Source organism: Candidatus Accumulibacter propinquus, from assembly GCF_056856495.1.
The window spans coordinates 2,137,405-2,149,898 of record NZ_JBSEHC010000003.1; the positions used below are offsets into that span (position 1 = coordinate 2,137,405).

General features: G+C 62.7%; 5 protein-coding genes and 3 tRNA genes. 3 read left to right on the forward strand and 5 right to left on the reverse strand.

The genetic code is table 11. The features are described from left to right. Window position 1: 1 nt before the first annotated feature. The 5 genes from AC15MQ_RS15610 to AC15MQ_RS15630 form a co-directional block, all read right to left on the reverse strand. Entirely contained in the window at window positions 2–7,663 is a 7,662-nt protein-coding gene (locus AC15MQ_RS15610) for a type I polyketide synthase (protein ID WP_483080569.1), read from the reverse strand. A gap of 433 nt (window positions 7,664–8,096) precedes the next feature. Beyond that, a tRNA-His gene (locus AC15MQ_RS15615) sits at window positions 8,097–8,172 on the reverse strand. Between the two features lie 8 nt (window positions 8,173–8,180). After that, window positions 8,181–8,257 (reverse strand) — tRNA-Arg (locus AC15MQ_RS15620). A gap of 75 nt (window positions 8,258–8,332) precedes the next feature. Beyond that, a tRNA-Pro gene (locus AC15MQ_RS15625) sits at window positions 8,333–8,409 on the reverse strand. Between the two features lie 146 nt (window positions 8,410–8,555). After that, window positions 8,556–9,677 (reverse strand): nickel/cobalt efflux protein RcnA, encoded by a 1,122-nt coding sequence (locus AC15MQ_RS15630; RefSeq protein ID WP_287653987.1) that lies wholly within the window; start codon window positions 9,675–9,677, stop codon window positions 8,556–8,558. Window positions 9,678–9,995: 318 nt separating this feature from the next. On the opposite strand from AC15MQ_RS15630, the gene AC15MQ_RS15635 reads away from it, so the two are divergent. From AC15MQ_RS15635 to AC15MQ_RS15645, 3 genes are all read left to right on the forward strand, one after another. Continuing rightward, window positions 9,996–10,814, forward strand: coding sequence for an oxygenase MpaB family protein (locus tag AC15MQ_RS15635; protein ID WP_483080570.1), 819 nt, complete (start codon window positions 9,996–9,998; stop codon window positions 10,812–10,814). After that, on the forward strand, window positions 10,799–10,957 hold the full coding sequence (locus AC15MQ_RS15640) for a hypothetical protein (RefSeq protein WP_483080571.1): 159 nt from the start codon (window positions 10,799–10,801) through the stop codon (window positions 10,955–10,957). The genes AC15MQ_RS15635 and AC15MQ_RS15640 overlap by 16 nt, the downstream gene beginning before the upstream one ends. A gap of 249 nt (window positions 10,958–11,206) precedes the next feature. Then, on the forward strand, window positions 11,207–12,430 hold the full coding sequence (locus tag AC15MQ_RS15645; protein ID WP_483079921.1) for an ISAzo13-like element ISCap1 family transposase: 1,224 nt from the start codon (window positions 11,207–11,209) through the stop codon (window positions 12,428–12,430). The last annotated feature ends 64 nt before the right edge of the window (window positions 12,431–12,494 follow it).

Sequence of the window (12,494 nt, forward strand, 5' to 3'; positions counted from 1 at the left end):
GTCAATCGTTTCTCCGGCCAGCGGCGACAGTGCTTGCTGCCGACGGGATGTTGTCCGCGAGGCTGGCGATCGATTCGGGGGAGGCCTCGAAGCCTTGCTGCCTGGCGACCTGCCTGGCTCGCTCTACGATGTCGCGACGAGCCTGAGCGTCGCTGCTTTCTTCGCTGCCTTCCTCGTTGCCTCGCAGTTGCTGAATGACGCGTTCGGCGAGTTTCGCGATGCTGGGACTCTGGCTCAGCGCCATCACCGGCAAGCGGATTCCGAAACGCGTTTCGAGCGCGATCATCAGTTCGACTCCCATCAGCGAGTCCAGACCCATGTCGTAGAGCGAGCGGTTGGGATCGATCTTGTCCGGGGCGACGCGCAGGATTTCTCCGATCTCGGTCTTGAGGAGGCCGATGAAGGCGGCCAGTAGTTCATCGTCGGGGAGTTCTGCCAGCAGCCGCTGGATGTCCTCCGAATGGTCCTCCTGGCTGTCGGCATTCCCGGCGTGCCAGGCCAGTTCGCGAAACTTCGGGCTCGCCGACGTGGGAAGAAAGCGACTCAGCGTCTGCCAGTCGAGTTCCAGGACTGACAGTCCGCTACGGTCGGCAAGCAGCATGCCTTCGAGGGCGTCGAGGGCAATTGCCGAGTTGATCGCCGATCCACCCATGCGGCTTTCGAGCGCTTCCTTGGTCTTCTCGTGGCGTGTCAGGAAACCCACGTCGTCGATCGGACCCCAGCCGATACAGGTCGCACACAGGCCGATGCTGCGGCGATGCTCGGCCAGCGCTTCCAGGCCGGCATTGGCCGCGACATAACTGGCTTGTCCAGGATTTCCGAAAGGCGTGGTTGCCGACGAAAAGAGAACGAACAGATCCAGTTCCCGGTTGCAGGTCAGATCATGCAGGAGGCGGGCGCCGAGGACTTTCGGGCCCAGTACGCTGCGTATCTGCTGGGAATCGATGTTGCGTACCAGACGGTCGTCGATTACCGCCGCGGCATGCACGATGCCCTTGAGCGGCGGCATGGTCCTGGCCGTTGCGGTGAGCAACCCGGCAAGGTCTTCGCGGCTGGTCACGTCACAGGCGGCGGCATGTACCCTGACGCCTCGTTCCAGCAGGCGCTCGATGCCCGCCCTGGCTTCGCTGGACGCAGATCCGCTGCGGCTGATCAGGATCAGGTGGCGTGCGCCCTTGTCGGCCAGCCATTCGGCAGTACGCAGGCCGAAACCGCGCAGGCCACCAGTGATCAGATACGAAGCATCAGCCGGGAACCGCAGCGACTTGCGCCCGACGGCCACCGGCGGCTGCGCGCGCGTAATGCCGTGATGATAGGTGATGACGATCTTGCCGATCTGGCGGGCCTGTTGCATGTAGCGAAAGGCGTCGACAATATCTTCCGCCTCGAAGGTGTGGTAGGGCAGGGGATGCAGAACCCCTTCACCAAACAGGGCCATGATCTCGGCGAACAGGCGGCGTGTCAGTTCGGGGTGGACCAGCATCAACTGATCGGCGTCGATGCCGAAATAACTGATGTTATTGCGGAACGGACGCAAGCCGACCTTGGTATTTTCGTAGAAATCGCGCTTGCCGAGTTCGAGAAAACGGCCAAACGGTTTCAGCACCTGGAAATTCCGGTTGATCGCTTCGCCGGCAAGCGAGTTGAGGACGACGTCCACTCCCTGCCCGCCGGTCTGCTCAAGGATCTGGTCGGCAAAGGCCAGGGAGCGCGAGTCAAAAATGTGTTCCACACCGAGCAGGCGCAGGAAGTCGCGTTTTTCGTCCGATCCGGCGGTGGCATAGATCTCGGCGCCGATCCACTTGGCGACCTGGATGGCAGCGATTCCGACACCGCCCGCGGCGCCATGAATCAGCACCTTTTCTTCGGGTTGCAGGCGTGCCAGGTAGTGCAGGGCGTAGTAGACGGTAAAGAAGGTGCTCGGGATCGTCGCCGCAGCTTCACAGGACATGCCGGGGGGAATGTGCGCAATCGCCCCGGCTTCGGTCACGACGCGGTTGCCGAAGCTCGACGGCCCGAACCCGACCACCTCGTCGCCGGGGCTGAATTGCCCACCCTCGCGCCCGACGCGACTGACGATGCCGGCAAACTCGAAGCCCAGCGTCGGTCCGGCAAAACCGTTCTCGATCGCTTCGTCGGAAAGCAGTCCCAACGCGTACATGACATCGCGGAAGTTCAGGCCGGTGGCCCGGACATCGACCTCGATCTGATCGGTGTTCAGTTCCCGCCGGGGGTGCGCTTCCCACCGCAGATTGCGCAGTTGTCCCGGGAACTGGAAACCGAGCGAGAGGGTTGGCGTCTCGATCGCCGCCAGTTCCTCGCCGCTGGGACGCGGCTCGATGCGCAGTCGCAGTGCATAGCGTTCGCCGCTGCCGGTGAGAATGACCTCCTGTTCGTCATCGGGCTGCTCGAACTCCCGGTCCAGCACCGTGGCCACCGCTTCGATGGCCAGAGGCAATTCCAGATCGACGAGGCGGAACCGGCAATGGGAGGCTTCGTTGAGCATCGTCCTGCCGAACCCCCAGAGGGCACGATCGGAGGCACCGCTGGCCGTTGGTGTTGCCACCGCAGGCCCTCCCGCCGGCAGCAGATGGCGTGCCTGGTTGGCCGTAATCAGCCAGCAGGTGGTCGTGGTCTGCGATGCTTCGCAAGCCTGGGCAATCTGCGCTGCCGTCGTGCAGCGGCTGACCTGGTTCTCGAAGTCGACTTCTGGCCGGACTTCGCCCGGTTCGTCGAGCAACCCGGCCAGGTAGACCAGGCCGTCGAGTTCGCCGTAGTTCGCGGTGGTTTCAACGAGCAGGGATTCGATCTGCGCGGCATTGCCCGGTACGGCCTGGATGACCAGGTCGCCGCGCGCCTGCAGCTTGCTCGTCAGACGGTCGGAAAGCTGCGCCGAGTAGCCGTCCGGGTCGGCCAACAGAATCCAGCTCCGCAGGGTCGCTCTGGGAGGCGGTACCTGCGAGCCAGCATCGTCCTTGCGGTGGGCGAGCAGGACATAAGGGCCGGAAAAGGCGTCGGGAGAAAACTCGAAGGGTTCGGCGCACACCAGGCCGAGTTCTTCAAGCTGCTGTTGCCAGAAACAACTCGGACGTTGATTGGAGATCCAGCGTTCGTCGTCGGTACGCAGCCAGCCTTCACGCCGGGCACCAAATACGAAGTCAATCCAGCGCGAGGGGTGCTGACCGACAACGAGCAGCGAGCCGCCTGGAGCGAGACATCGGCGTGCATGCTGCAGGGCCTGGATGGCGTCGTCGACCGTTTCGAAATCGAGGGTGACGATGGCCATGGCACAGGCGGAGGTACTGCCGGTCGTGTGTGGCTGGCTGCCGAGAAGATGCGTGCTGATGCCTGGGAATGCCTCCTTGAGTCTGCCGGCAGCCTCTTCCAGTGTCGCCGCCGAGGGACTGGCGAAAAGGTAATCGCCGCGATTGAAGTCCATCGCCACGCAGGCGTCCATGGCGAACGATGGCTGGCCGGCGCTGATCTCGACGACCGCCAGGCGCCGGCCTGCGGGCAGGTCCCGCATGCCGCGGGCGATCAGATCGCGCACGGCATGCCCAAGCTTCTGCCTGCCTGCAGCGCCCAGAACCTGCCGCAGCAGGGTGGTCAGGGAGGATTCCTGCGGGCATATCGCCGCCAGGGTGGCGCTGCCATCGAGCAGCTTCTGGAGATGCATGCCGACGCGTCCTACCGAGTGGACAATCTGGAAATAATCCGGATCGTCGGCGACCAGGCTGTTCCATATGTCCTGCGCCGACGAATGATCGCGCTGATCAGGCAGGATCGCCCAGCCGCCAGCGCAGGCGGTGATCGCCTGATCATCGGCGGCCAGCGAGAGCAGGTGTGCCAGAAAGGGTTCGCTGCCCGGATTGCTTTCCCGGCAGCTTTCGACTGCCTGCTGCGAGAGAATTTCCTTGCCGCCCGCCAGTCCCAGCAGCGCCAGTCGGGTGAACCGACTGCACAAGGTGTCGAGTAGCGGATCGACTTCTTCGGAATAACGACGGTGCGTTCCCTTGAGCGCCGCACGTCTCACCAGTTCGTAAAGCGCCGATCTGACGCTCTCCGCAGCGAGGCTGGTGCGGGCCATGGCGGCCTCGGGATGGGGTTTCGGCGTCGCCTGGTAGGCCAGGAAGCGTAGACGATCAGCAGCACCCCGACTGAGGCGAATACAGCGGAAACGCGCATCCTTGACCACTGCAATGACGCTGCCATCGGCGGCAAAGATCGAGAACTCGGCATGCAGGGAGCGCGCACTACGCTTCAGCAGGGTCGCCCGAGCAAATCTGGGTTGCGCCAGTCCGCTGCGAAAAGCGATACGTCCCATTCTCGTCGGCACAAAGGCCAGCCCGTTGTGTGCCGCAACGGCGTCCTGCAGCAACTCGAAGACCAACTGGAATGCGCCATCGAGCAGGGCTGGATGCAGGTGCACCTGCGCGAGCTGGCTCGCCACCGGATCCGGGATCCGATATTCCGCCAATACCGAGTTCCCGTCGATCCAGCCTTGCGCTATGCACTGGAACGCCGGCCCGTAGGCAATACCGACGGCACGGGTCAGGGCAGCGTGGCTGGCGGCGTCAAAGTCCGGTGCGCGGGTGGGCAGCACCGGGGCGCACTCGCGCAGCAGCGTGTGTTGAGCTTCGCGCCGTACCCGTGCCACGCTGTGCAATGCCCATGGATCACTGCCGAGTTGTTCCCGGCTGCGGATCGTCAGGCTGCCGTCCTGCGCGTCGATATGCGAGCGGATCACCATCGAGCGCTCATCGCCGAGCAGCAGCGGCGAACGGATTTCAAGTTCCTCGATCTCGGCGATTTCGCCAGGATGCGTGGCCAGGGCGGCGGCCAGTGCCATTTCGGCAAAGCCCGCACCCGGAAAGACGGTCGCTTCGCCAACGACATGGTCGGCAAGCAGCGGATAGAGCTGGGTGTCGAACTGGTTTTCCCAGGTTAGATCGTGTTGCGGCAGTGGATAGCCCAGCAGCGGGTGCAGCTTGCGCCGATAAATCAGCCCCATCGACTCCACAGTCAGTGGGTGCCAATGGCGCTCCCGCTGCCAGGGGTAGTTGGGTAGCGGGACGAATCGACCGCGACGGGGAAAGAAGACTGGCCAATCGACTTGTCCGCCGGCGATCAGCGCCTGGCTGCCGGCCGCCCGAATGCGTGCTGGCGAATCATCCCCGCGGATCGCCGTCGCCAGCACGCGGCCCTCGACCGAGTGGTCCTTGAGGCAATCATTAAGATAGCCTCGCAGAACCGGATTCGGTCCGATTTCGATGAACAGGTTGATTCCGCTGTCGATGATGCCGCCGATCGTCTGCTCGAAGCGTACCGGTTGGCGAATGTTGTGCCACCAGTATTCGGCACCGAGGTCGGTGCCGCTCAGTATTCCGGCACTGACCGTAGAGTGGAAAGGCAGCGACGTCGTGTGCGGACGGAGTTGCGCCAGGGACTGCCTGATCCCGTCTTCGATGCTGTCCATGGCCGGACTGTGGAAGGCGTAGTCCAGATCGAGCCGCTTGTGCACGATCTGCCTCTCGGCGAGTACTGACTCAAGGCGGGCGAGCGACTGCGGGTGACCGGCGACCGTCACTCCGCGTGCACTATTGATTCCGGCGATGGCCAACACGGAGTCCAGCCCGAGCTCGTCGAGGAGGGCGCGCACGGTGGTTTCACCCGATCCCACCGCGGTCATTTGCCCCTGTCCCTTGGTCGTTCCCTGCAGGCGGCTGCGCTGGTAGATCACCTCGACGGCTTCGGCGAGGCTCAACGCGCCCGACGCCCATGCGGCGGCAACCTCGCCGACGCTGTGGCCGGCGACGACAGAAGGGGTGATACCACATTGCCTGAGCATTTGCGTGATTCCGACCTGCACGGCGAACAGGGCCGGCTGTGCAACCTCGGTGAACGCATAGCGTGCCGTGCCATTTTTGCCGGCGAGTTCGTCTGCGAGCGAGAAATCGGCGTGGCGCTGGAAGAGTGCGTCGACTTCCCGGATCGTTGCCCGGAACAGCGGGTCTTCTGCCAGCAGACGTTGGCCCATACCCGCCCATTGCGAACCGTTGCCTGAATAGATGAAGGCAGGTCCGGCGGACGCAGGCAAGGCGCTTCCCGTCTCGACTGTCGCCTGTTCGGAATTCCCCTCGGCAAAGTCGCGCAGCGCCTCGGCGATGAGTTGTGGCTCGCTCCCATAGACGACTGCCCGCTGCTCGTGCCATTCGCGATGGAAGGCCGCGCTGTAGGCGATGTCGTAGCAGGCGTCTGCCGATTGCGCGCTCAGAAAGTCGGCGAACTCGCGTGCTGCCGCCTGCAGGGCGGTGCTGTCACGCGCCGAGATGATGAGCGGCAGCGGTGTGGCGGATGCTGGTTCGCGCAGGCTCGTCTGGGCGAGGCTAGGGCTTTCGAGGATGACGTGGGCGTTGGCGCCGCCGAAACCGAACGAATTGACGCCGATGATGAGCTTCCCGGCTTTCCGCAGTTCGCGGTTGCTGGTCACCAGGTCCAGGTTCCAGTCGGCGAGCTTGATATTGGGATTGACGATGTTCACACCAATGGTCGCCGGGACGACGCGGTGCTGGATGCAATGCAGCGCCTTGACCAGTCCGGCGACGCCGGAGGCCGTTTCGAGGTGCCCCATATTGCTCTTCACCGAGCCGATCGGTAGCGGCTCGCTGGCGGGTCGGCGCTTGCCCAGCGCTTGCCCAATGGCGAAGGTTTCAATCGGGTCGCCTACCGCCGTGCCGGTGCCATGCGCTTCGAGATAGTCGATGGCCGCTGGATCGATGCCCGCCCGTGCGTAGGCCTCTTCGAGCAGGGCCGCCTGGACCTCGGCACTGGGCACGGTCAGCCCGGACTTGCGGCCGTCGGTGTTGACCACCGAGCCGGCAATGACTGCCAGGATGGGGTCGCCATCGGCCAGCGCCTGGGCATGATCCTTCAGGAAGAAGACGCCGCCGCCTTCGGAGCGGACGTAACCGTCGCCGGCGGCGTCGAAGACGTTGCATCGACCGCGCCGCGAGAGCATCGACGCCTTGGAAAAAACCAGAAAACCATACGGATGCAGATGCAGACTGATGCCACCAGCGAGCGCATGCGTGCTTTCTCCGGAAAGAATCGAGCAACACGCCTGGTGAAAGGCGACCAGCGACGACGAGCAGGCGGTATCGATCGCCATGCTCGGGCCACGCAGGTCGAAGGCGTAGGAAATCCGGTTGGCGGCAATGCTGGCGGTATTGCCAGTGGCGGACGTCGAGTCTACGACGGCGAGGTCGTCGGCCATACGATAGGAATAGTCTGCGCTGGCAATGCCGATGTAGACGCCACAGCGGCTACCGCGCAGGCTGGACGGCGGAATGCCCGAATTCTCGATGGCCTCCCAACTCATCTCGAGCAGCAAGCGCTGCTGTGGATCCATCAGTGCCGCTTCGCGTGGCGAAATGCCGAAGAAGCCCGCATCGAACGTGGCAATCTCCCCGATCGATCCAGCCGCGAAGGTGTAGCTCGTTCCCGGGTGGTTCCTGTTCGGATGCAGGAAGGTGTCCTGCTCCCAGCGCTGGGGATCGACCTCGCTGACCAGATTGCGACCTTCGAGCAGGTCTTGCCAATAGCGTCCGGGAGTCGTCCCCGGCAACCTGAAGGAATAACCGGTGACGGCAACTCGCCTGGTCATGGTTCCATGGTTCCTGATTTCTTGTTGGGTAGGTGCCCACTCACCGACAGCGCAGCCAGTCTGCCCAGACATTGGGCAACCGGCGCTTCATTGCCGGTCTTGCGGGACACGCGTACGCAGCCGAAGCGGTGGCGACGACAGGGCGAAGGGGAACGGCGCTGGGCGATCGCCATCAACGACGACTGCGATCCCGGCTTTGAGCAGGTGAGCGTCGCAAGCCGTCCCGAAACCTTGCCGAGCTGCGAGCAAGGGCACGTGGCCACTTCGTCAAACAACAGTCTGCTCGCGGCCTGGCCAATGATGCGAGAGATCAACGACCGCAAAGGGCCGAGGGTCTCTTGTGCTGCGGGTGGAGTCGATTCTATGCCGTGAAAGGAGGCGAAAGCTGCTGACAAGTGACAAATCCCTGCACACTTCCTACATTCTCTCGGGTTGGGGCGATGTACGGGATTCGAACCCGTGACCACTGGAATCACAATCCAGTGCTCTACCAACTGAGCTAACACCGCCATTACTCTGGCGCGCCCGGCGAGACTCGAACTCACGACCCCCGGCTTAGAAGGCCGGTGCTCTATCCGGTTGAGCTACGGGCGCGAGTGCGACGTTTCCTGGCTACTGCCTGCCGCCGGTACCGCATCTTGATGCATCAACAACGACTGCCTGTGCCACTGGTCGGGGCGGTGGGATTCGAACTCACGACCCTCTGCTCCCAAAGCAGATGCGCTACCAGGCTGCGCTACGCCCCGAGAAAGGGCGCATTCTACAGTCCGACGCTACGTCGGTCAATTGCACTGGCGGCATTTTGCGCCGTCATGCCGGTAGCCGAGGTTTTCGCTGTCGCGTTCACTGTGGCCGTGCCGGCCTGATCGCTGACGTCCGCACTTGATTGATATCATCGGAGCATGGCCGACACGCCCTGGTAGCCGACGTAGAGACCAACCAGGAGGATCAACCCGCCTGAAAAGTAGGGCGCCTTGCGCGCGAACTCACCGAAGCCGCTCCAACGACTGGAGACGTGCCGCACGCTCAGGGCAGCCAGTGCGCCAGACGCCACCATCGTCAGCGCCAAACCAATGCTGAAACACAGGACCAGGGCGGCACCGAGCGCGATCTCCTTCAGTTGCAGGCAGAGCAGCAACACGGTGATGGAGGCAGGACAGGGAATCAGCCCGCCAGTCAGGCCGAAGATGACGATCTGACCGGTGGTCACTTCGCGGTTGGCGAAACGGCGCCGAATGTCGTTGGCGTGGGCCAGTTCATGCGGGTCCTGGTAGCCCGGCGCCGACACATCCAGGCCCTCGTAGTCCTTGATCGCATGATGATGGTGCGCGTGCTCGACGTACTCGACGTCATAGTCGTGGCTGTGGTGTTCATCGCCCAGGCGCAGGCGGGCAACGAACTCGTGCGGCTCGGGAATCTCCTGCTCCGACTCGACAAAGCCATCGCGTTGCACGAAGCTGAAGCGCTGGCGACTGCAGTCTGCCCGTTCCGTCTCAACGCTCACCTGTTCGGCTGTCCACAAGTGGCCGTGCCGGCTTTCGCGAAACAGCCGGAAGCGCGGCGGCACTCCCTCTTCAAAGACGTCCAGCCGGACGACTCCGTGGCCTGTATCGATGCGCTTGCTCTCATCATGATGGTGGTCGTGTTCGTCGTGCTCATGGGCATGTGCGGCGTGCTGCTGCCGCCACGTTCGCCACATCATCCAGCCGGCTACGCCAACGATGAGCACGCCCGACGCCACCTGGAAGTAGGATTCGGTCACCTCGGCATTCCAGTTGCGTCCGAAGTACAGGCCCGCCATCGCTACCGCCCAGACCACCGCCGTGTGGGAAATCGTTGCCGACAGTCCGAGCAGGACGGCCTGTGTCACCGTACCGCGAATGGCAACGATGAAGGCCGCCATCATGGTCTTGGAGTGGCCGGGTTCAAGGCCGTGCAGGGCGCCGAGCAGGATCGCGCTGGGTACGAAAAGCCAGGCATTGCCCTGCTGCAGCAGGGTCGAGAACTCAGTCATGGGGTGCTCCTTGCAAGTGTTTGGTGATGGCTTTGAATTCGCGGCTGCTCTCGTCCGCTTTCGGTTTCCCTGCGCGCATCAGAGGGGTGTCATCTTGTTTTATCCTAACCTGGTGGATAGGATATCATGTGGTGACGAGGGGTGCGAGGAATCCTGGAATGCGGCAGCCGGGAAGTGGCGGTACCGAGGCGAGCCAAGCGACGATCCTCCCGTCGAGGTGAGTCGCTTCGCCGCCGGCCAGCGTGCCCGGCGAGTCTCCTGCATCCATTCGGCCGGTTCTTGCGTAGAGCAGAGAGCAGATGCCAGGGAGACAAACCGATGACAGCAAGCATGGCACCCGATCCACGACGCGATTGTCAGGAAATTGCACGGCATCTTGCCACCGTGGCTTTCCCCTGGGACACCACGCGCGCACTGGAACTGGCTCTTTTCCGTACCTTTGCGTCACCGCGGATCGGCGGCGTGCTGCACGGAACTTGCGAGTTCGAAGCGCGCACCGGCAAGCGTTACGACGACACCGACCTGATCATCAGTGAAATCATCGAGCACGGTTTTGATGGTCCGCGCGGTGCACGGGCCATCGCGCGCATGAATGCCTTGCACGGGCGCTTCCGGATCGCCAACGAGGACTTCCTGTACGTGCTGTCGACCTTCGTTTTCGAGCCGATTCGCTGGAACCAGCGCTTTGGCTGGCGGCGGATGACCGAGTCCGAAAGAATGGCCTGGTTCTGGTTCTGGCGACAGGTTGGCGAGCGCATGCTGATTCGCGGCATTCCCGACAGCTATGCCGACTTCGAGCGTTTCAGTGGCGCCTACGAAGCAACTCACTTCCGCTTCACGACGGCCGGTCAGTCGGTCGCGCTGGCCACCCGCGAGTTGTTCGCCGGCTGGTTTCCGGCCCTGCTGCGCACACTCGTCCGTCGCAGCATCGACGCCTTGCTCGATCCTCCGCTGCTTGCCGCATTCGACCTGCGACCGGCGCCGCGCTGGCTGGTGTGGGTCACCGAGGCTGCCAGCACGCCGGCGCCCAAAACTGCGCACGCAGATCCCGCGTGCCGATTACCCGCAGGGATACTGTATCGAGTCGCTCGGACCACCGCCTTCTGCGTCGAACAAGACCGATGGGTCTGGCGATGATCCTCGCCGGCCGCTGGCAATTGCCGGCCGAGGTGAATCTGCTGCGTCGCGTAACGAAGCGACTTGCCCGCACAAGCACCCCTGATCCGGCGCTTCAATCTGCTTGCCTGATGACGATTTCGCCGCAGGCAGAGTACGGCTGACCGCCCGCCATGGCCATGCGAGGTTTGCCAGGGGGTCCGCGGGTGGCTCAAGTACGATTTGTTCATCCGGGGCAAACGCAGCTATGGCAAGAGCATAGAAGGAAGAGAGGAAACTCAACGCGGGCGGCAATGCAATTCGATGCTGGCAGCAGCGGGAGAGACCGGAGCGGGAACCCTGACCGTCGAAGCCCCTTAGGACGTAAGCAAAAATAACTTGAACATTTGTGGTAATTGTCTTATGGTTTCTGCATGGAGCAAGAGCTAGCCATAGAAGCCAAGTATCAAGCGCTGTGTGGAAGGCTGGATGAGGCCACGCTTCGCCTTTGGGCGGCGACGGAGGCACGAAGCCTGGGGCGTGGTGGCGTCACCTTGGTCGCCAAGGCGACTGGCCTGTCGCGCACGACGATTCATGCGGGTTTGAGTGAACTGAACGCACCGGTTTCGACTGGAGAGCAAGGCGTGCAACTCCGAGCGCGAGCGGTAGGAGGTGGGCGAAAGAAGCTGATTGACAAGGATGCCAGCTTGCTGAGCGATGTTGACGCCTTGGTGGAGCCGACAACGCGTGGTGATCCGATGTCGCCGCTGCGCTGGACCTGCAAGAGCACCTATCGGTTGGCTGAAGAACTGAGGCGGCAGGGGCACACGGTCAGCCAGCGAAGCCTGTGTGATTTGTTGAGTCTGGCAGGCTTCAGTCTGCAATCAACGCGAAAGACCCGAGAGGGTGGGCAGCATGAAGACCGCGATGCCCAGTTCAGCCACATTGCCCGCACCGTTGCGGAGTATCAGGCGGCAGGTGATCCGGTCATTTCGGTGGACACCAAGAAGAAAGAGTTAATCGGCGACTTCAAAAATGGCGGCAAAGAGTGGCAACCCAAGGGCAAGCCAGAAGAAGTCCGGGTTCATGACTTCATTGACCGTGAACTCGGCAAGGTCGCACCCTACGGGGTTTATGACTTGACCACCAATACGGGCTGGGTCAGTGTCGGCATCGACCACGATACCGCCGAATTCGCCGTCGAGAGCATCCGGCGCTGGTGGCGTGAAATGGGGCAGGTGACCTACCCGAGTGTTCGCCGTCTGCTGATCACCGCGGACGGCGGTGGTAGCAATGGTTATCGCGTGCGGCTATGGCGAAGGGAGTTGCAAAAACTGGCGGATGAACTGCGCCTGACGGTTCAGGTGTGTCATCTCCCGCCTGGAACCAGCAAGTGGAACAAAATCGAGCATCGCATGTTCTGCCACATCACCGCGAATTGGCGCGGCCGACCGCTCGTCAGTCGTCAGGTGGTGGTGAACCTGATCGGCAACACGACCACCGAGACCGGCTTGCGAATCCAGGCGGCGATCGATGAGAACGCTTATACGTCGGGAATCAAGGTGTCCGACGAAGAGCTGGCTTCGCTTACCATCGAGCGCGACGCGTTTCATGGCGAATGGAACTACCGGCTGATACCTCGGGACAATGACAAATAACTCGTATTGTCCAAGTTATTTTTGCTTGCGTCCTTATTATCCTGAGAAAACCCCCGGCTCTGCC

Bases quoted from the DNA above. Each gene is read 5' to 3' on its own strand.
- AC15MQ_RS15610 (WP_483080569.1), bottom strand. From the start codon at position 7,663: ATGACCAGGCGAGTTGCCGTCACCGGTTATTCCTTCAGGTTGCCGGGG.
- AC15MQ_RS15630 (WP_287653987.1), bottom strand. From the start codon at position 9,677: ATGACTGAGTTCTCGACCCTGCTGCAGCAGGGCAATGCCTGGCTTTTC.
- AC15MQ_RS15635 (WP_483080570.1), top strand. From the start codon at position 9,996: ATGACAGCAAGCATGGCACCCGATCCACGACGCGATTGTCAGGAAATT.
- AC15MQ_RS15640 (WP_483080571.1), top strand. From the start codon at position 10,799: ATGGGTCTGGCGATGATCCTCGCCGGCCGCTGGCAATTGCCGGCCGAG.
- AC15MQ_RS15645 (WP_483079921.1), top strand. From the start codon at position 11,207: ATGGAGCAAGAGCTAGCCATAGAAGCCAAGTATCAAGCGCTGTGTGGA.